The sequence below is a fragment of the Actinoplanes subtropicus genome, assembly GCF_000721705.1.
GTDB lineage: Bacteria > Actinomycetota > Actinomycetes > Mycobacteriales > Micromonosporaceae > Actinoplanes > Actinoplanes subtropicus.
On record NZ_JOJL01000011.1, the window covers coordinates 108,448 to 127,953 of the forward strand.

At 72.9% G+C, this 19,506-nt stretch carries 19 protein-coding genes; 13 read left to right on the forward strand and 6 right to left on the reverse strand.

The features are described from left to right. The first annotated feature begins 47 nt into the window (after positions 1–47). Positions 48–1,031, forward strand: coding sequence for an LLM class flavin-dependent oxidoreductase (locus IH26_RS0116920; RefSeq protein ID WP_030437166.1), 984 nt, complete (start codon positions 48–50; stop codon positions 1,029–1,031). Between the two features lie 47 nt (positions 1,032–1,078). Here IH26_RS0116920 and IH26_RS0116925 read toward each other — a convergent pair whose 3' ends face one another. Then, positions 1,079–2,530, reverse strand: a complete 1,452-nt coding sequence (locus tag IH26_RS0116925; RefSeq protein WP_051808211.1) for an MDR family MFS transporter — start codon at positions 2,528–2,530, stop codon at positions 1,079–1,081. Between the two features lie 110 nt (positions 2,531–2,640). Between IH26_RS0116925 and IH26_RS0116930 the strand changes: the two genes are divergently transcribed. After that, positions 2,641–3,222: a TetR/AcrR family transcriptional regulator gene (locus IH26_RS0116930; RefSeq protein WP_030437168.1), complete on the forward strand. Its 582-nt coding sequence runs from the start codon at positions 2,641–2,643 to the stop codon at positions 3,220–3,222. 140 nt (positions 3,223–3,362) lie between these two features. After that, positions 3,363–4,163, forward strand: coding sequence for a DUF4142 domain-containing protein (locus IH26_RS0116935; protein ID WP_030437169.1), 801 nt, complete (start codon positions 3,363–3,365; stop codon positions 4,161–4,163). Between the two features lie 175 nt (positions 4,164–4,338). On the opposite strand, the gene IH26_RS0116940 is transcribed toward IH26_RS0116935, so the two are convergent. Further along, positions 4,339–5,601 carry an MFS transporter gene (locus tag IH26_RS0116940; RefSeq protein WP_051808212.1) on the reverse strand — a complete coding sequence of 421 codons (1,263 nt, stop codon included), beginning with the start codon at positions 5,599–5,601 and terminating at the stop codon, positions 4,339–4,341. An 84-nt stretch (positions 5,602–5,685) separates the two neighbouring features. On the opposite strand from IH26_RS0116940, the gene IH26_RS0116945 reads away from it, so the two are divergent. The 6 genes from IH26_RS0116945 (at position 5,686) to IH26_RS0116970 (ending at position 10,385) form a co-directional block, all read left to right on the forward strand. Further along, positions 5,686–6,570, forward strand: a complete 885-nt coding sequence (locus IH26_RS0116945; protein ID WP_030437171.1) for a LysR family transcriptional regulator — start codon at positions 5,686–5,688, stop codon at positions 6,568–6,570. A gap of 99 nt (positions 6,571–6,669) precedes the next feature. Continuing rightward, on the forward strand, positions 6,670–7,044 hold the full coding sequence (locus IH26_RS0116950; protein WP_034215444.1) for a PadR family transcriptional regulator: 375 nt from the start codon (positions 6,670–6,672) through the stop codon (positions 7,042–7,044). Then, positions 7,041–7,919 carry a permease prefix domain 1-containing protein gene (locus tag IH26_RS0116955; protein WP_030437173.1) on the forward strand — a complete coding sequence of 293 codons (879 nt, stop codon included), beginning with the start codon at positions 7,041–7,043 and terminating at the stop codon, positions 7,917–7,919. Before IH26_RS0116950 ends, IH26_RS0116955 begins: the two co-directional genes overlap by 4 nt. 138 nt (positions 7,920–8,057) lie before the next feature. Next, entirely contained in the window at positions 8,058–9,068 is a 1,011-nt protein-coding gene (locus tag IH26_RS0116960) for an ATP-binding cassette domain-containing protein (RefSeq protein WP_342668285.1), read from the forward strand. After that, positions 9,065–9,838, forward strand: coding sequence for an ABC transporter permease (locus tag IH26_RS0116965; RefSeq protein WP_030437175.1), 774 nt, complete (start codon positions 9,065–9,067; stop codon positions 9,836–9,838). The genes IH26_RS0116960 and IH26_RS0116965 overlap by 4 nt, the downstream gene beginning before the upstream one ends. A gap of 61 nt (positions 9,839–9,899) precedes the next feature. Beyond that, complete coding sequence (locus IH26_RS0116970) at positions 9,900–10,385, forward strand: GNAT family N-acetyltransferase (protein ID WP_030437176.1); 486 nt, start codon at positions 9,900–9,902, stop codon at positions 10,383–10,385. Between the two features lie 308 nt (positions 10,386–10,693). Here IH26_RS0116970 and IH26_RS53625 read toward each other — a convergent pair whose 3' ends face one another. Beyond that, complete coding sequence (locus IH26_RS53625; RefSeq protein WP_051808213.1) at positions 10,694–11,005, reverse strand: Gfo/Idh/MocA family protein; 312 nt, start codon at positions 11,003–11,005, stop codon at positions 10,694–10,696. A 181-nt stretch (positions 11,006–11,186) separates the two neighbouring features. Between IH26_RS53625 and IH26_RS0116980 the strand changes: the two genes are divergently transcribed. After that, positions 11,187–12,365, forward strand: a complete 1,179-nt coding sequence (locus tag IH26_RS0116980; RefSeq protein ID WP_030437177.1) for an amidohydrolase family protein — start codon at positions 11,187–11,189, stop codon at positions 12,363–12,365. Between the two features lie 14 nt (positions 12,366–12,379). Here the strand turns inward: IH26_RS0116980 and IH26_RS0116985 are convergent, their stop codons facing one another. The 3 genes from IH26_RS0116985 to IH26_RS0116995 are packed head-to-tail and all read right to left on the reverse strand — an operon-like array spanning position 12,380 to position 18,474. Then, positions 12,380–14,977, reverse strand: coding sequence for an EAL domain-containing protein (locus tag IH26_RS0116985; protein ID WP_051808214.1), 2,598 nt, complete (start codon positions 14,975–14,977; stop codon positions 12,380–12,382). Between the two features lie 55 nt (positions 14,978–15,032). Continuing rightward, positions 15,033–16,487 (reverse strand): peptide MFS transporter, encoded by a 1,455-nt coding sequence (locus tag IH26_RS0116990; protein ID WP_030437179.1) that lies wholly within the window; start codon positions 16,485–16,487, stop codon positions 15,033–15,035. Positions 16,488–16,515: 28 nt separating this feature from the next. Beyond that, positions 16,516–18,474, reverse strand: coding sequence for an SGNH/GDSL hydrolase family protein (locus tag IH26_RS0116995; RefSeq protein WP_030437180.1), 1,959 nt, complete (start codon positions 18,472–18,474; stop codon positions 16,516–16,518). Positions 18,475–18,531: 57 nt separating this feature from the next. Here IH26_RS0116995 and IH26_RS0117000 point away from each other — a divergent pair, with 57 nt between their 5' ends. The 3 genes from IH26_RS0117000 to IH26_RS53630 are packed head-to-tail and all read left to right on the forward strand — an operon-like array spanning position 18,532 to position 19,506. After that, the gene (locus IH26_RS0117000) at positions 18,532–18,957 is read left to right on the forward strand and encodes a phage holin family protein (protein ID WP_051808215.1); all 426 of its coding nucleotides are present in this window, start codon (positions 18,532–18,534) and stop codon (positions 18,955–18,957) included. Next, a complete protein-coding gene (locus tag IH26_RS0117005) occupies positions 18,954–19,223 on the forward strand; it encodes a DUF3618 domain-containing protein (protein ID WP_030437182.1) in 270 nt (89 codons plus the stop codon). The genes IH26_RS0117000 and IH26_RS0117005 overlap by 4 nt, the downstream gene beginning before the upstream one ends. A 25-nt stretch (positions 19,224–19,248) precedes the next feature. Further along, complete coding sequence (locus tag IH26_RS53630) at positions 19,249–19,506, forward strand: YtxH domain-containing protein (RefSeq protein WP_034215448.1); 258 nt, start codon at positions 19,249–19,251, stop codon at positions 19,504–19,506.

Here is a 19,506-nt window from a genome sequence, read left to right on the forward strand (position 1 = left end):
CGGCCGGCGCGCCGATCGACTCGCCCGCGGAGAGCTACTGTCGGATCGTGTCAGTAGCTCTCTCCCTGCTCGACCTCGCGCCGATCCGGCGCGGCCAATCCGCCAAGGACAGCTTCGCCGCCTCCGTCGAGCTGGCCCGCGCCGCCGAGCGCAGCGGTTTCCGCCGGGTCTGGTACGCCGAGCACCACAACATGCCGACCATCGCCTCCTCGGCGACCAGCGTGCTGATCGGGCATGTCGCCGATCACACCGAGTCGATCCGGCTGGGCGCCGGCGGCATCATGCTGCCCAACCACTCGCCGCTGGTGATCGCCGAGCAGTTCGGCACGCTCGCCGCGCTGCACCCGGGCCGGATCGACCTGGGCCTCGGCCGGGCGCCCGGCAGCGATCAGAACACGATGCTCGCCCTGCGCCGCAACCCGGCCTCGGCCGACACCTTCCCCGACGACGTGCTCGAGCTGCAGGGCTACCTGAGCGGCCACACCCGGGTGCCGGGCGTGCAGGCAGTGCCACGGGCCGACGAGATCGTCCCGCTGTATCTCCTCGGATCGTCGCTGTTCGGCGCCCAACTCGCGGCGCGCCTCGGACTCCCGTACGCCTTCGCCTCGCATTTCGCTCCCGACGCCCTGCACCGGGCGGTGGACACCTATCGGGACACCTTCCGGCCGTCCGAACAGCTTGCCCAGCCGTACGTGATCGCCGGGGTCAACGTGTTCGCGGCCGGCGAGCACGACCGCGCCGTGGAGCAGATGCGGGTGGCCTACCGCGCGCGGACCCGGGCCTTCATCGCTCGCGGCCCGCTCGGCGGCAACTTCACCGACGCCGAGATCGACGAGTTCCTGGCCTCGCCGCAGGGCTCGCAGCTGGCCTCGATGACGCGGTACACCGCGGTGGGCACCGCCGACGAGGTGACCGAATATCTGACCGCTTTCGCGAAGAGCTGCCAGGCGGACGAGCTGATCACGACGCATCAGGCGCCGGAGACCGCCGATCGGATCCACTCCATCGAGCTCGTCGGTGGCCATTGGTGAACGATTTCGTGGCGGTCCGGGCGTAGGCCGGCTGCACTCGGAGTCGCTCAACGCCGATCCGCGACGACTGGGCGGCCACCCATCCGCGCACGATCGCCCGCCGCCCCCGCAACACCGGACTTCTTACGTCCGGGCACGAAGAACGCCGCGATCAGGGCGGGCAGGCTCAGCGCGATCGACCAGGCGAAGGCGTGATCGAACGCGACCGCCGGGTCGGCGGCGTGCGCGGCCAGCCCGCGCTGCAGGAGCACGGCCAGGATCGCGGTGCCGAACGACCCGCCCAGCTGCTGCATGATCCGGGTGGTGGTGCTGGCGTGCGGGACCTGCGGCTCGGCCAGTCCGTCGTACGCGCCGAACAGCACCGCCATCATCACCGTGCCCAGCCCGGCGCCCCGGACGACCAGGGCGCCCGCGAGCAGGACCGGGCTGGTGTGAGGCCCGGCGAAGGCGAACGGCAGCGTCCCGGCGATCGACAGCAGCACCGCGGTGAGCACCACCACGCGGGCGCCCCACCGTTCGGCGAACCCGGCGACGGCCCGGGACAGCGCGATGCCGACTCCCTGCGGCATCATCAGCAGCCCCGCGGTGACCACGCTGTCGCCGCGCAGCTGCTGGTAGTACAGCGGCAGGAGCAGCAGCGCGCCGAACGACGCCATCCCGGTGAGGAACATCAGCACGCTCGCCGCCGAGAACGTCCGCACCTTGAACAGCCGCAGGTCGACCAGGGGTTCGGCCGCGCGCAGGGCCTGCCGGAGAAAGACGCCGAGCAGGACCGCTCCGCCGATGAGCGGCAGCAGGACGGCCGGATGGGCGACGCCACCGCGGTTGCCGAGCTCGCTCAGGCCGTACACGATGCCGGCCAGAGCGGGGGAGAGCAGGAGCAGACCGATCAGATCGAGCCGATGGGTGCGGTGGCCGGCGTCGAGCGGCAGAAAGACCGTGGCCAGAACGATCGCGGCGAGGCAGATCGGCGGGTTCACGTAGAAGATCCACCGCCAGGACATGTGGTTGACGATCAGGCCGCCGATCACCGGTCCGAACACCGGTCCCAGCAGGGCCGGCAGGCTGACCAGCGCCATCATGTTCCGCATCCGCGCGCCGCCGCCCGCGCCGCCGGTGGCGCCCCCGATCAGCAGCGTCTGCATGATCGGGATGAGCAGGCCGGCCGCGATGCCCTGCAGCGCGCGGAAACCGATCAGCGAGCCGGTGTTCCAGGCGAGGCCGGCGAGCACCGAACCGGTCAGGAACAGCCACAGCGCGGCCAGCCAGACCCGGCGAGCCCCGAACCGTCGCGACGCCCACCCGGTCACCGGGATCGCCATCGCCATGGCCAGCAGATATCCGGTGCTGACCCATTGGATGGTGGAAACCGTGGCGCCCAGGTCCCGGCGCAGCGTGGGGATCGCCACGTTGACGATCGTGGTGTCCAGCAGCGGGGCGATCAGCCCCAGGACGATCACCAGCGCCACGACCAGCGGGCTGGTCTCTCGGTGTTTCATGGGCTTCCCTTTCCCGAATAAGAGACGATGCGTCTCTAAGTCGGAATGGTAGGCTCGGGTCGTAAGAGACGCAACGTCTCTTCTCAGGGTTCTCAGGAAGGCGGTGCGCCGTGCCGAGCAGGCGCCGCGGGGAAGAACTGGAGGCCACGATCCTGGAGGCGGCGTGGGCCGAGATCCGGGAGAACGGTTACCAGCGGCTGACCGTCGAAGGCGTTGCCGCCCGGGCGCACACCGGCAAACAGGTGCTCTACCGCCGCTGGCCCAACCGGGTACGGCTGACCGTCGCCGCGATCCGGCACGCCCTCGGCCCGCTGGTGCCCGAGGTGCCGGACACCGGCTCGCTGCGCGGTGACTACCTCGCCGTGCTGCGCGCGATGGCCGCCCGGGCCCGGCACTACACGCCCGAGCTGCTGTACGGCCTGCTCTCCGAGATGCCCGAGTTCGGCGGCGAGGTCTTCGCCACCCTTCCCGAGGTCATCACCCCCATCCTGCGCAACGCGGCCGCCCGCGGCGAGATCCCGACCGCCGATCTGCCCGAGCGGGTGGCCGCCTTGCCGCTCAACCTGATCCGCTATGAGGGCCTGCGCAGTCCCGGCGCGTGGCAGGTCCTCGACGAGGCCGCCGCCGACCGGCTCTTCGCCGAGATCCTCGACCAGATCTTCCTGCCCCTGGTGTGCCGGCCCGATTGCTGAGCGTCACGCCGCCGTGCCCGGCTTCGCCGTAAACCTCATGATTTCCTTAGAGGAGTCGTAAGTTCGGCGGTGTTCATAGCATCGGTCCCTAGACTGCCTCCCGCCCGAACCGGGCTCAGTCGAGCGTGGGGAGAACCGTTTTGAGGCCTGGCACCGGAACCGCCCTCACCCTGTTCGCGGCGGCCCTGTTGCTCGCCTCGGCGCCGGTGGCGGCACACGCGGAGGCGAAGGACGGCGCGGCCAGCACGCTCGATCTCGACTTCGTCCGGCGCGTGCACGACACGGTCCTCGGCGTCGCGCCGGCCGCCGCGCTGGCCAAGGACATGAGCGCGGCCGCCGCGGTGAAGACGCTCGCCGCTCGGGTCGACACCGAGGACGCGCAGCTCGGCACGCTCGCCCGGACCACCGCCGCGACGCTGAAGCTGACGCTGACCGATCCGCTGCCGGCCGACGAGAAGGCCCAGTTGGCGACGCTGCGGCAGCACACCGGATCGGTTTTCGACGCGTACTTCGTGAATTATCTGTGGTCGTTGGACAGCGACCTGTTGCCGGTGGCGACCACGGTGCGCGCCACCACGAAGAACGCCGCGGTGCGCAAACTGTCCGAACGGGCGGAAGCGATCACCACCGGTCAGCTGCCGCTGCTGCAGAAGTCGGGCCTGCTGCGGACCGCGGTGACCCCGGCCGCGTCCGCCCCGGCGGCCGCGAAACTGCCCGGCGGCGTGCCGTACAACCAGGACCTGATGGCCAAGGCGCGCTCCGGTGGTGGGTCCTTCATGGCAACCATTCCCGTACGCCTGGGGGTGCTGGCCACCGCGCTGGTGGTGGTGCTGGCCCTGACCTGGCGGCTGCGCACCCGGTCGCGGCGCCCGCGGCACTCCGCGGAGGTCTACCCGGTGGGCGTGACCCGGCGGCCCTCCCCGACGTCCTCGTCGCGCTAGCCACGCCACCACCGCGGCGCGCACCAAGAGACGCTCGAGCGCGTGGCGCACCGCTCCGCGGACGTCGGCGCACGGCGCCCGCTTCTCTCGCCGCGCGAGTATCTCGCCACGCGAGTATCTCGCCACGCGAGTATCTTGCTGGCGAGTATCTCGCTCGGCGTGAGTGTGTCGGGGTTCACGCCCTCGTCGGTGTCGCGGGCGGGCTCGTCAGCGTCCCGTTCGTGGCGGCGGGGCCGGTGGCCGTCGGTGGCGGAGCGGGCGTCAGAGCCGGGATGCGTCGGAGGGCGGCAGCCAGGAGACTGCTGAGCGCCACGAACGCGGCGGCCAGCAGGACCACGGCCGGCCACGCGCCCAGCGTCCATGCGACGCCGGAAAGACTGCCGAACACCGACGAGCCGGCGTAGTACGCGACCAGGTAGAGCGAGGCCGCCTGGCCGGCCGGTACGCCACCGAGGTGGGCGCGGACCGGCACCCAGCCGCTGGCCACGCCGTGCACGACGAAGAAGCCGGCGGTCATCACGGCCAGGCCGCCGATCACGTACGGCAGACGGTCGGGCAGCGTGAGCAGCAAGCCGATCGCGGTGAGCGCGCATCCGAACGGCAGCACCGCGCGCCGGCCGTAGCGGTCGGCCAGGCGGCCGGCGAGCGCGGAACTGAGCGTGCCGAGCGGGTAGACCAGGAACACCGCGCCGGCCGCGCCCGCGCCCAGCGCGAACGGGGTGCTGGTGAGCCGGAAACCGATCGCGTTGTACACCGACACGAACGCGCCCATCGCGCACGCTCCGATCGCGTACAGGATCAGAAGTGCAGGGTCGGTGAGCGCGCGGCGGGTCATCACGGCGGTCGGCCGCGCGACGAAGTTGCGCGACGCCGGCAGCAGCGCGGCCACGACGGCGGCGCAGGCCAGTCCGACGGCGGCGACCGCGGCCAGCGCCCACCGCCAGCCGAGCGCCTCGGCGACCCCGCCGGTGATCAGCCGGCCGGCCATCCCGCCGAGCGCGGTCCCGCCGATGTACAGGCCGGCCGCCCGCGCGTGGGTCTCGGCGTGCAACTCCTCGCGCAGATAGGCGGTGGCGACCGCGGGCAGGCCGGCCAGCGTGACGCCTTGCAGCAGCCGTAGGACCAGGAGCGCGTGCCAGCCGGGCGCGGCCGCGCAGGCGAGCCCGGCGAGCCCGGACAGGCTCAGCGACAGGTGGATCAGGCGGGTGCGGCCGATCCGCTCGGACAGCGGGCCGGTGACCAGCAGGGTGACGCCGAGTCCGATCGTCGCCAGCGACAGGGACCAGGAACTCTGCGCGGGCGTGACGTGGAACGTGCCGGCGAACTCGGGCAGCAGGGCCTGAACGCTGTAGAGCAGGGCGAACGTCGCCAAGCCCGCGGCGAACAGGGCGAGCACGACGCGGCGGTAGCCGGGCTCCCCGGCGCGATATCCGATCACTCCCGCCACGGTCCGCGTTCCGAGTGCATACGTCCAATGCATAAGAAAGGTGCTTTCAATACGCCGTACGTATGATGTCTGGTCATGGAGATCGAGGAGTTGCGGGCCCTGCTGGCGCTCGGTGAGCATCGCCACGTCACCGAGGCGGCGACGGCGCTCGGCCTCAGCCAGCCGACGCTGTCCCGGCTGCTCGCGCGGATCGAGAGCGAGGTCGAGGCGCGGCTGTTCGAGCGGGATGCCAGGGGCGCGCATCCGAATCCGCTGGGCGAGCTGACGCTGGCGGCGGCCCGCGACATCGTCGACCGGTACGACCGGCTGCGGCGCGACCTGTCCGGGCTGCTCGATCCCGAGGCTGGGACGGTGCGGCTCGCGTTCCTCGACTCGATGGCCACGTCGCTGGTGCCGCGGATCCTGCACGACGTGCGGCGGCGGGCGCCCCGGATGCGGATCGAGCTGCGCCAGGAGCCGGGCCACGAGATGCTGCGCGACCTCGCGTCGGGGGTCAGCGAGCTGGCGGTCACCGCGGGACCACCGCAGGGGCCGTACGGGTGGATCGCTCTGCAACGGCAGCGGCTCGTGCTGATCGTCCCGCCCGGTCACCGGCTGGCGTCGCGCCGCAACGCCCGGCTGGCCGACGTGGCGGGGGAGGACTTCGTGACCATTCCGGGCGGGTTCGGCTTCCGGGAGCTGGTGGACGACCTGTTCGCGGCGGCCGGGGTGGTGCCGCGGGTCGCCTTCGAGATCGGCGACCTCGCGACGGTCGAGGGCCTGGTCGGCACCGGGCTCGGGGTCGCGCTCGTGCCGTCCCAGTTCGCCGGCGCGTCGGGGACGGTCGGGCTGCCGGTGTCCGCTCCCGGCGCCGAGCGGGTGGTCGGCCTGACCTGGCGGGCCGATCGCACGCTCGGGCCGGCCGCCGCGCGGTTCCGGGATCTGGTCGGGCAAGCCGGCCCGTACGAGACCCTTCGCTGAGCCGTAGTCCGATTGTCGATCTCGGGGCGGGACGGATAAAGGTCCCCGGCGGAGAGCTCTGTCGCGTCAGGTACTGGACCTGATACAGTAGTCGGCGTGATGGAGGATGTGTTCGCCGCCGACCTGTTGCGGGGGCATACCGACACGATCGTGTTGGGGGTGCTGCGCGATGACGACCGGTATGGCTTCGAGATCTTCAAGCGCATCCGGGATGCGACCGGGGGGCGGCACGAGATCAAAGAGGCGACTCTCTATGCGACCTATCGGCGGCTGCTGAAGGACGGGCTCATCGAGGCCTACTGGGGCGACGAGAGCCAGGGCGGCCGGCGCAAGTATTACAAGATCACCGATGCCGGGCGGGCCGTCTATCGGCGGAACGTGGCGGCCTGGGCGCTCACCCGCGACCTCATCGACTCCCTGCTCGACCTCGACCAGAAGGCCGGCGACTCGGCACCGGGAAGGCGGTCATCGTGACCAACTCGCATGACACCGACGTGCACCGTCTGCTCGACGAGGCGTTCATGGGGATCGAGATGACCCCCGAGCGGCAGGACCTGAAGGAGGAGGTGCGAGCGAACCTGATCGCTCGCGCCGCCGAGCTCGAGGCCGGCGGGATGGCCGCGGAGGCGGCGGCGCGCCAGGCGATCGGCGAGCTCGGCGACGTGCGCACGATCCTGGAGGGCACCGACTCGTCCGGCCAGGCGCTGCCGCCGAGGGTGCGGCCGCGACCGGATTTCGTGCTGCGGACCGTCCTGCTCTCGGCGGTCGGGGTGACCGCGACGGCCGTGCTGGCGCTGGCCGCGACGGCCGGGGGCGTTCCGCTCGCGGCCGAGGCGGTGGCGGCGTTCGTGGTCGCGCTCGCGGTGGGCGCGGTGACCGCGGACGCGCTCCGGCAGGAGACGACCAGCAACCACCCGATGCCGGCCGATCGTGCGGCCGGTTACGGCGTGGGCGTGTTCCTCGTGCTGGCCGGGCTCGCTTGCGGGTGGCTGTATGTGCGCGGCGGCGGCATCGGCTGGGTGCTCGGCGGGATCGCGCCGGTGCTGGCCGGCGCCGGGCTCCTGAGCTATCTCGGCGCGACGCAGACCAACCGGCACAAGCAGTGGGTGATGCGGATGGCCGAGTCACACGCCGCGGTCGGCAACCGGTTCACCGAGGATCCGTCGGCCGCGGCCCGGTTCGGCATCTACACCGTGATCGTCTGGATCGTCGCGCTGGCCGGGTTCGTGCTGCTCACGCTCACCGTCGGCTGGCTGTGGTCGTGGCTCGCGATCGTCGGCGGGGTCGTCCTGATGATGGTCCTGGTCGCCCGCATGCTGTTCATCCCCACCGATACGACCCGCACCTAGGGAACAGCCGTGGCCGCGGTGCGCCAACACCGCGGCCACGGATGACACACCGGAATTGTCGACCGAGGCGGCCGAGCGACCGTGCGTGCCCGCAGCAACACGGTAGCTCACGCCTCCCTGCGAAGGAGCGCAGAGCGCATGATGTACCTACCGGAACCCGCCATCGAGGCGGTGGAGCTGGGCAAGACGTACGGCAGGACCGTGCACGCCCTGACCGGCCTGAGTTTCACGGTCCAGCCCGGCATCGTCTTCGGGCTGCTCGGCCCGAACGGCGCCGGGAAGTCCACGACCGTTCGCATTCTCACCACGCTCGCCCGACCCGATCGGGGCCAGGCGCGGGTGCACGGCATCGACGTGGTCCGGCAGCCCGATCGAGTGCGCCGGCTGATCGGGTACGTGTCGCAGAAACCCGGTTTCGACCCGGTCGCGACCGGTCTCGAGAACCTGGTGCTCCAGGGCCGGATCCACGGCGCCTCGGCCCGGGACGCCCGGGCGCGGGCCACGTCGTTGCTCGACCGGTTCGACCTGAGCGGAGCCGGTCGCCGGCGGGCCGGCACCTGGTCCGGCGGCATGCAGCGCAAGCTCGACGTGGCGATGGGGCTCATGCACCGGCCGCGGGTGTTGTTCCTGGACGAGCCGACCACCGGGCTCGACCCGCAGGCGCGCCTCGACCTGTGGGCGGAGATCGGGCGACTGGCCCGGGAGGACGGGCTGACCGTGCTGCTCACGACGCACTATCTGGAGGAGGCCGACCACCTGGCGGCGCGGCTGGCGATCGTCGACGCCGGCCGGGTGGTGGCGACCGGTACGCCGGACGAGCTCAAGACCGAGCTCGGCGGCGACACGATCCGGGCCGGTCTCGCCCGGCCGGCCGACGCCGATCGGGCCCGGGCGGCCATCGAGGCGCTCCCGGGCGTCGGCACGGTCGTCACCGAGGGCGGGGCGCTGCACGCGCGGGTCGGCAACGGCGCGGCCGTGCTGCCGACCGCGTTGGCCGCCTTGGAGTACGCGGGCGTCGCGCTGGCGTCGATCAGTGTCGCGCAGCCCTCGCTCGACGACGTGTACCTGCACTACGCCGGCCGCAGCTTCGACGAGGCGGACCGGCTCGGAACGGATGCGTCCCGCTCGTCCGAGGCGGTGGCGGCATGACGGCCGCGATCACGCATGCTCGACTGTTGACCGGACGGTCGCTGCGGACGCTGTCGCGTCAGCCGGCGTACCTGCTGTTCACGCTGGTGCAGCCGATGGTCTGGCTGCTGCTCTTCGGGCAGCTGTTCCGGCGGATCGCCGAGCTGCCGGGGTTCGGCGGCGACTACCTCGCCTACCTCACCCCGGGCGTGGTCGTGATGACGGCGATGATGAGCGCCGGCTGGGCGGGCACCGCGATCGTGCAGGACATGGAGCGCGGGGTGATGGACCGGACGCTCACCTCGCCGATCAAGCGGCCGGCCCTGGTCGTCGCGGGGCTGACCCATCAGGCCCTGATCACGATCGTTCAGTCGCTCATCATGTTCGGGACCGGGCTGGCGGCCGGCGCGCGGTATCCGGGCGGGAGCGCCGGGCTGCTGGTGGTCCTGTTGTGCGCGATTCTGATCGCGATGGTGTTCGCCGGGCTGTCCAACGCGGTCGCCCTGCTGGTGCGCCAGCAGGAGGCGCTGATCGCGGTGGCGCAGTTCCTGGTGCTGCCGCTGGCGTTCCTGTCCTCGATCATGATCGCGCCGGAGCTGATGCCGGGCTGGGTGGCCCGGGTGGCTCGGTTCAACCCGGTCGACTGGGCGGCGGTGGCCAGCCGGGAGGCGCTGCGCGCCACGCCCGACTGGGGGCTGGTGTTCGAGCGGGTCGGGTTGCTGGCGGCGCTGGCCCTGCTGATGGGATGGCTGGCGGCGCGGGCCTACCGCACCTATCAGCGATCGCTGTAACGCTGTGCCGGGATCGGTGGTCGCCGGTGCGACCACCGATCCCAGCCGCTACGGTTCGGCGGTGCGGGTACGCGAGTTTCGAGCGGCCGACTGGCCGGCGGTCTGGGCGATCGTCCGCGACGTCGTCCGGGCCCAGGAGACGTTCGTCTACGACCCGGAGATGAGCGAGGACGACGCGCGGGCCGTCTGGATCGAGCGGCCGCCCGGGCTGACCGTGGTCGCGACCGAGGGCGATCGGGTGGTCGGAACGGCCAAGATGGGTCCCAACCGATCGGGGCCGGGTTCGCACGTCTCGACCGCGAGCTTCATGGTGGCGGCCGACGCGCGCGGGCGGGGTGCCGGGACCGCGCTGTGCCGCTTCGCGATCGATTGGGCGCGGGCCGGCGGGTACGCGGGCATGCAGTTCAACGCGGTCGCCGAGAGCAACCGGCCGGCGGTCGAGCTCTATCAGCGGCTGGGGTTCCGGATCCTCGGCACGGTGCCGCGGGCCTTCGCCCATCCGGCGCTCGGGCGGGTCGGTCTGCACCTGATGTACCTGGAGTTCTGAGCGGTCACCGGGCGGGCGTGGCCCGGGCGCCGGTGCGGGCGGCCTCGCGGACGGCCTCGATCGCGGCGGCCTGGGCGATCGCGTCGGCGCGGCCGAACGGAACGGCGGCTCGTCTCCGGTTTCGATCGCGTGCGAGGCCGCGGTGAACTCCAGCCGGTACGCGTCGGTGCTGTCCGGGCCGGGCGCGAGGTGGCGCTTTCCGGTCGGGTCGGCCAGCAGCCGCTCGGTGTGGCCGTGGCGGTCCGGCTCGACGTGGCCGAAGCGGCAGATCCACGGATCGGGAATGGTGATCCGGCCGTGCGTCCCGATCAGTTCGAGCTCGTCGCGGCGGGGAAGCCGAGCGCCACGTCGAACTGGGCCAGGACGTCGCCGGACAGCGCGAGCGTGGCGGCCGGCCGCAGGTCCGACCCGGCGGCGCCCTCGGCCGGGTCGGTTACCTGGTCGGCGGCGACGTGCAGCGGCTCGCCGCCGAAGAGCCGGATCGCGCTGACGCGGTGGCAGCCGAGATCGAGCACGGCCCCGCCGCCGAGCCGGCCGATCCGGCGGATGTCGCCGGGCGGCACGTCGCCGGCGAGCGCGGCGCGGATGTGCGCGAGCCGGCCGATCGCGCCGTCGGTCACCAGCGTCCGGGCGAGTTTCGGCAGCCGGCAGATCCCGGATCGCCGCGGCGACGACCCGCCCGATCGCGGCGGCGGACAGCATTCCCCAGCGGACGGCCGTCCCCACAATCAACGCGCACGGTCGGCTGAATGCGACGGCCACCCGATCGACAATTCCGCGCGCACCCGGTCTGATGTGCTCATGCTCGCCATCCGAGCCGGCCGCCTCTTCGACGGCGTCGACGCCGCCGCGGTCGAGTGCCCGCTGGTGCTGATCGAAAATGGCCGGATCCTCGCCGTACGGTCCGGCACGGAGCCACCGGCCGGCGCGGAAGTGGTCGACCTGGGCACGGCGACGCTGCTGCCCGGGCTCATCGACTCGCACGCCCACCTCGTCTTCGACGCGAGCGCCGACCCGGTCGGGCATCTGGACGGGGCGAGCGACGCGGACGTTCTCGTCGCGATGCGCGCCCGCGCCCGCAGCGCGCTGGCCGCCGGCATCACCACCGTCCGCGACCTGGGCGATCGCGGCTACCTGGCGGTCAAGCTGCGGGACGAGCTGGCCGCCGACCCCACGGCCGGGCCGCGGATCCTCGCGGCCGGTCCGCCGATCACCACCGATCGCGGTCACTGCTGGTACCTGGGCGGCGAGGCGATCGGCGGCGTCGACGCGATCCGCGCGGCGGTGCGCGAGCACGCCGAGCGCGGCGTCGACGTGATCAAGCTGATGGCCACCGGCGGCGAGCTGACCGCGGGCACCGCGTCGCACGTGCCGCCGTTCGAGATCGCCGAGCTGCGGGCGGCGGTGGACGAGGCGCACCGGCACGACCTGCCGGCGACCGCGCACGCGCACGGCGCCGGCGGCATCGCCAACGCGGTCGCGGCGGGGGTGGACATGGTCGAACACGGCACCTTCATGACCGCCGACGGCGCCGCGGCCGATCCGGTGGTGGTCGAGGCGGTCGCGCGGGCCGGCATCCCGATCGGTGCGACCATCGCGCTGCGGTCGGCGCCGGGCATCGCGCCGCCGCCGCGGATCGCCAAGATGCTGCCGCTGTTGCTCGCGGTCTTCCGGGACCTGCGCACGGCCGAGATCCCGCTGGTGTGCAGCAGCGATTCCGGGATCGCGCCGACCAAACCGGCGGACGTCCTGCGGTTCGGTCCGGCGATGATGACGACGCTGCTCGGCGACCCACCGGCCGAGGCGCTGCGCGCGGTCACCTCGCTCGCCGCCCGGGCGTGCTGGCTCGGCGACACCAAGGGCCGGGTCGCACGGGGCTACGACGCCGATCTGCTCGCGGTGGACGGCGATCCGCTGGCCGATCCGGCCGCGCTCACCGCGGTACGTGCGGTGTTCCGCGCGGGCGTGCGGGTGCGCTGAGGCCCGCACCCGCCTCACGACCGGCGGCGGGAGCCGCGGTGCTGCTCGAGGTAGGCCTCGAGGTGCTCGGCCGGCATCGGCGCCCCGAGCAGCTCGCCCTGGCCGAGCCGGCAACCGGCCGCGCGTACGGTCTCCAGGTCACCGGGCTCCCGCAGGCCGCCGGCGATCACTTCGACGCCCAGCCGGCGGCCCAGCGTCATGGTGACCTCCAGGAACATGCCGGCCTCGTCGAACACCTTCCGATCGATCTTGAGCAGGTCGATCGGCAGCACCCGCAGGCGGCTCAGCGAGGTGGGCCCGGCCCCGAAGTCGTCGACCGCGGTGCGGAGGCCGTCGGCGCGCAGCCGGCCCAGCTCGGCGGCGACATCCTCGTGCAGGTCCTGCTCGGTCACCTCGATCACCAGGGCCGCCGGCGGGAGCCGGTACAGCTCCAGCGCGGTCCGCAGGGACGCCTGGAACGAGGCGTCGGCGAGGCCGCGCGGGCGCATGGCGAGGGCCAGCCAGAGCTCCTCGTGCTGACGGCGCCAGCCGGCCAGCAGGCGGCAGGACTGCTGCAGCGCCCAGTCGCCGATCCGGCCGAGCAGGCCCAGGTCCTCGGCCAGCGCGAGCAGCTCGCCGGCGGGGACCGCGCCGAGTGCCGGATGCCGCCAGGCGGGCAGCGCCTCGACGCCGGCCGGCCGGTCGCCGGTCAGCTCGGCGATCGGCTGGAAGGTCAGCCGGAGTTCGCCGCGCGCGACCGCGCCGGGCAGGTCCTGCTCCAGTGTGGAGCGGCGCAGCAGGCGGGCCTCCATCTGCTCCTCGTACCAGTCGACCGCGCCCGGCGGCTCGGACCGGACCGAGCGCACCGCCAGGGTCGCCCGGCGGATCACCTCGTCGATGCCGGCGTCCGGGACCAGATCGGTCAGCCCGGCCCAGCCGGACACGTGGGCGACCGTGCCGGTGATCTCGTACGGCGCGGACAGCGCGTTGACCAGCTGGCTGGCGAGCAGATGGGCCCGGACCGCGCCGCGGCGGGTCAGCACCGCGAACCGGTGCTCGCCCAGCCGGGCCGGCACGTCGCCGCCGGTCACCCGGGCCCGCAACCGGCCGGCCGCCTCGACCACGACCACCTCGGCCAGGTCCGGGCCGTGCAGGTCGGCGATCGCGGTCAGGCCGCCCAGCTCGATCACGATCAGCGCGCCCGCGTCCGGGATCAGCTCGCTCGCCCGCCGCAGCCCGTCGGAGTTGGCCAGGCTGGTCTGCCGGTCGAGATGGGTCGTCTCCTGCAGCGCCCGTTCGAGACTGCGGACGTTGCTCACGTCGCGGACGTGCACGACCAGGCTCTCCCCGGGTTCGGCGGGGTCCGCGCCGTCGGTCGTCCACTCGGTGTCCCGCCAGGCGCCGAAGCCGTCGCGCAGCCGGACGGCGAGGCTCCCGGCGTCGGCCCGGCCCGCCATCCGGACGGTCAGGGCGGCGTGCACGGCGTCGGACTGATCGGGATGGACCAGGGCGGTCGCCGATCGGCCCAGCACGTCCTGGTCGGAGAGGCCGAACTGGCGGGCCGCGGCCGGCGACTGCCAGCGCACCGCGAGGTCGGCGTCCAGCACCATCGCCACGTCCGCCGAGCCGAAGACCAGGCTGCGCAGCCGGTTGCCCTGCACGGTGAGATGGTCGGCGTGCCGGCGCAGGGCGATCGCCGACACCCATTCACGGGCGCCCACGGCGGCGATCGCGGTGCTGCCGAGGACGATCGACATGGCGTCCAGCCGGCCGCCGTTGACCAGGTGGTAGACCGTGATCAGCGCCGCGCCGAGCACCGGCAGGGTGAGCAGCGGGAAGCCGGCCGAGGGCTCGCTGCCGGCCGGCGGGATCGGCCGCGCGTCGGGGCGGATCCGGGTCGTTCCGTGCCACATCAGCGCGGCGGCAACGGTGCTCGCGAGACCGGCCGCGATCGCGGCGAGGACGGCGTTCGGCTGGCCGGTGAAGTCCTGACCGATCGTGAACGCGGCCAGGCAGACCAGCGACAGCGCGGCTCCCGGCGCGCACCAGCGCAGCGCCGAACGGTGCCGGATCGCGTGCACGCCGGCCACTGCCACGGTCGCCGCCGCGGCGCCGCCGAAGATGAGCGCGGTGACCGCGCCGCCGCGGTGGTCGAACAGGAACAGCCAGGGCAGGAAGATCAGGCAGGCGGCGACGCCGATCGCGTCCAGCGTCAGGCGCAGCCGGGCCAGCAGGTCGCGGCGCTGCGGCGGCCGCAGGATCGCCGGCAGGCAGGCGCCGGCCACGAAGAACAGGCCGACCAGCGGGATCTCGGCCGGTAATGGCACCCCGGCGACCCGGACGCCGGGGGCGACCAGGACGGCGATCCCGCTCGCCGCGCCGATCACGGCGGTGAGCAGGATGCCGCCGGCCAGCGCAAGGGCCCGGAATCGCGGACCGGCCGACCGCCCGGTCAGGACCGCTCGGATCATGGCCACGCCGAAGGCGCCCGAGCAGGCCGCCAGCAGGCCGGCGCCGGCCCGGGCCGGGAGCACGGCGAGCAGCGCGATCACGACCACGATCGCGCACGAGGCGAGCAGCACCGATCGGCCCGAGGGCCGGCCGATCGGGCGGGAGGGGGGTCCGCCGTACATCGGCCGGTTCAACGACGGAGGCCGGCTGGCGGTTACGGGCTCGGGCGGGAAAATTTCACCGCACACCGCTCATCAGCCGCTGCAACGGCTTGCTGATCAGCCAGAGCAGCAGGCCGATCACGATCGCGATCGCGCCCAGGATGCCGAAGTACGCCGTCTCGTGGTCCTCGCTGTAGTAGCCGGCCAGCGTCCCGGAGAGCGCGGTGCCGAGCGCCACCGACAGGAAGAACAGCGCGACCATCTGGGTCCGGAAGGCGGCCGGCGCGAGCTTGGTCGACACCGACAGGCCGACCGGGGAGAGCAGCAGCTCGGCGATGGTGAAGACCAGGATGATGCCGGTCAGCCCGAGCAGCGGGACGCTGTTCGGGCCGCTGCCCGCGAACGGCAGGAACAGCAGGAACGCGATGCCCATCACGATCGTGCCGGCCGCGAACTTGACCGGCGTGGACGGCTGCCGGTCGCCGAGGCGCAGCCAGATCGCGGCGAACACGCCGGACAGGACGATGATCATGACTGGGTTGATCGACTGGACCCAGGAGACCGGCATCGTCCAGCCGAACAGGTCCCGGTCCAGCCGCTTGTCCGAGTAGATCGTGACGACCGTGAACTGCTGCTGGTAGAGAGACCAGAACGCGGCGCTCGCGATGAACAGCGGGATGAAGGCGAACACCCGGCGGCGTTCCGTGCCATCGACCCGGTGGCTGGACAGGATCACCGCGAAGTAGGCGATCGCCACCAGGATGCTCAGCAGCACGACGATCGTGGACAGGTGCGCGGCGGGCAGCAGCCCGGTCAGCGCGAGCACGGCGATCAGCACGATCGCCACCCCGGCGAGCGCCACGACCAGGGGCAGCCGGCGGCGGGGGAGCGGGTTGGCGACCGTACGCGCGGAGCCGGGCAGGTTGCGGCGGCTCAGCGCGTACTGGGTGAGCCCGATCGCCATGCCCACCGCGGCGGCGCCGAAGCCGTAGTGGAAGCCGGCGTCCTGCTGGAGCAGGCCGGTGAGCAGCGGGCCGAGCAGTGCCCCGAGGTTGATGCCGAGGTAGAACAGGGAGAACCCGGCGTCCCGGCGCGGGTCGTGCTCGCCGTAGAGGGTGCCGACGATACTGGTCGCGGTGGCCTTCACGCCGCCGCTGCCGAGAGCGATCAGGATCAGTCCGATCGCGACCCCGGTCAGCCCGGGGATCAGCGCGAGCGCGAGGTGACCGCACATGACCAGGATCGCGCTGCCGAACAGCACCCGCTCGGGGCCGAACATCCGGTCGGCGAGCCATGCGCCGATCACGGTGGCCAGATAGACCGACCCGCCGTACGCGCCGACGATGCTGGTCGCGGTGTCCTGATCGATGCCGAGGCCGCCGCGGCCGGCCTCGTAGTACAGGTAGATCAGCAGGATGCCCTGCATGCCGTAGAACGAGAACCGTTCCCAGAGCTCGACGCCGAACAGGTTGGCGAGCGCCCGCGGCTGCCCGAAGAAGGTCTTCTCCCGCTTCTCCACCGTCACCGTCATGACTCACGCTTACCCCGGATCGCCGGGTTCATTGCTGCTCGGCGATGCGCGCCAGCCTCGGCAGCAACCAGGGCGCGATGAGCCGCTGGACCGCCTCCGGGGTGTAGTGCAGGCCGTCGCTGCGGACCCGCAGGCCGCCGATCCGCCAGGTGAACCTGCCGCCGGGGCAGACCAGCGGGTCGATGTCCAGGACGGACACCTGATCGGGGCGCTCCGCCGCGACCGTACGGAGCAGGCGGTTCCACGCGTCGACGCGCTGCGGCTGGTCCTCGGGGTAGAGGCTGCCGTCGGGCCGCTCGGCGCGATGGGTGTACGCGGCGGTCAGCAGCACCACGGCGGCCCCGCGCGAGCCGGCGATCCCGATCGCGGCGCGCAACTGCCCGATCAGGTAGGCGTCGTAGCCCGGCTCGCCGACGTGCTGGTAGCTGCCCTGGTAGCGACGGTCCATCAGCTCCCACCGGTTGAGTTCGATGACCGCCACATCGGGCCGGTCCTGATCGATACCGCGCTGCCAGCGGGCCGGCCACGACGTACAGCCGGGGTAGTTGGTGTGCGGTGTGCCCTGCTCGAGGATGTCCGGCAGGGTCGCGATGCCGCAGCCCTGGATGGCGCGGACGCTGGTCCACAGGCCGGGGTGGGCGGGCAGATACGTGCCGATCACCCAGGAGACCGAGTCGCCGAAGAAGGTGACCCGTGGCTCGTGCGGCCGCTCGGTCAGGTCGTCGCGGGCCTCGATCGGATTGACCTTCCGGTTCGCCGCGGCCGGCTGCCGGGCGACGCTCGGCGGCTCGACGACCACCGGCGGCGCGGCGGCGACCGGCCGCGCGGGCGGCGGCGGGGTGGCGGCGACGGCGATGACCGCGACCATCGCGGCCAGCGCGCTCGCGGTGACGGCGCTCGGCACCAGCCGGGGGAGGTGGCGCCCGAGCGCGCCGCGGCGGATCGGCTGCTCGATCGCGTAGTAGCTGACGAGCGCGACGGCCAGCGTGCCGCCCAGCCGCACGGCCAGCAGCGGCCAGCGGGACAGCCCGGTGCGATCCGCGGTGACGAAACAGAACAACGGCCAATGCCAGAGATAGACGCCGTACGAGATCCGCCCGAGCCCGGCCAGCGGCGGCACGCTCAGCGCGCGGGCGATCGGGGCGTGCGGCTCGGCGATCACATGCGCGACCACCACGGCGGTGGCCAGCGCGGCGACGGTCAGCCCGCCGTGGTACAGCCAAGCGGCGTGGTCGTCGGCGGCGTGCCACAGCCAGAGGGTGAGCCCGGCGGCGAGGGCGGCCGGGAGGCCGAGCCGCCGGGGGAGGGACGCGCCGCCGAGCGCGGCGAGAGCGGCGCCGATCAGCAGGGCCTGCGCCCGGGTGTCGGTGCCGTAGTAGTCGCGGCCGATCGCGTCCGGGCGGTACAGGACGACGCAGAGCACCTGCGACCCGGCCGCGCCGGCCAGGCAGAACGCCAGCAGCGCCGCGCGCGCCCGGCGGGCCGCGAGCCAGGTCAGCAGGCCGGCCACCAGCAGGGGCCAGAGCAGGTAGAACTGCTCCTCGATGCCGAGCGACCAGGTGTGCTGCAGGGGCGAGGCGGTCGCCGTGGCGGCGGCGTACCCGGTGCCGCGGAACATCATCCGCCAGTTCGCGGCATAGCCGAGGGCGGCGAACGCGTCGGTGCGCAGCAGGCCCAGCGCGTCCGGGTCGCCGGCCAGCAGGAACCGCCCGGCGACCACGGTGGCGAGCAGGGTCGCCAGCAGGGCGGGCAGCAGGCGGCGCGCTCGGCGTACCCAGAAGGTGGTGATTTTCGATCGGTCCGCGAGCAGCAGGGACGTGATCAGGAAGCCGGAGAGGACGAAGAACGTGTCCACGCCGAGGAAACCGCCGCCGACGCCGCCGACCCCGGCGTGGAACAGCACGACGGCGGCGACGGCGAAGGCCCGGAGACCATCGAGCGCCGGGCGGTAACCGAGAGCCGACCGGGATCGGTTCAAATCAGACATAAGGGCGGCAGGATACCCGATGTGGATGGAGGTAAACGGGGTTTGCCCGTCCGTGCGGTGGGCACCTCGAATCTCGTGACTACATCTACTTCAACGCCGACCTCGGAACTGGTCAATCAGGCCACCGCGCAGATAGCGACACTTGTGCGCGATGAGCTGGCCCTGGCCAAGTCCGAGCTCGCCGAGAAGGGGAAGCGTGCCGGGCTCGGCGGCGGCCTGTTCGGGGCCGCCGCGGTGCTGGCGCTCTACGGGCTCGCGCTGCTGCTGACCCTCGCGGTCGTTCTGCTCGATCTGGCCTGGCCGCTGTGGCTGTCCGTGCTGGTCGTGATGGCGGTGGTCGTCGCGGCCGCCGGTGTGGCCGCGCTGATCGGCCGCGGTCAGCTCAAGCGCGCGACGCCGCCGCTGCCCGAGCAAGCGATTGGTGAGGTGCAGGCGGACGTACGAACGGTGCGGGCCGCGGCCCAGGAGGGACGGCGCTCATGAGCATCGAGCCGGAGTTGCGGGCGGAGATCGAGCGGACCCGCGCGGAGTTGGGCGAGACGGTCGAGGCGCTGGCCGCCAAGGCCGACCTGCGGGCGCGGCTCCAAGACAGCGTGGCCGACGTGCGGGCCCGGCTGCGGGACAGCGCGACCGACGTGTGGACCCGGCTGCGGGACAGCGCGGCCGTGCGCCGGGCCGCGCCGCCGGCCGTCGCCGCGGTGGCGCTGGCGACCGGCATCGTCCTGGTGGTTCGCGGTCGCCGACGCTGAACAGTTTCGAGGGGAAGGACCCATCATGCGGATCGTCAAGTTCGCCGCCGGATTCGCGGCGGGTTACGTGCTCGGCTCCAAGGCCGGGCGGGAGAAGTACGAGCAGATCGCCGAGGCGGCCCGCCGGATGCGCGGCAACCCGACCGTCCAGCAGGCCCAGCACAAGGCCAAGGACGTGGTGGGCGCCGGCGTGGACACGGCCAAGGCGAAGATGGACCGCCGGCGGCCCAGGCCCAAGCCGGTGGAACCGGTGGAGCCGGTCGACCTCACGTCGCCGGTGTGA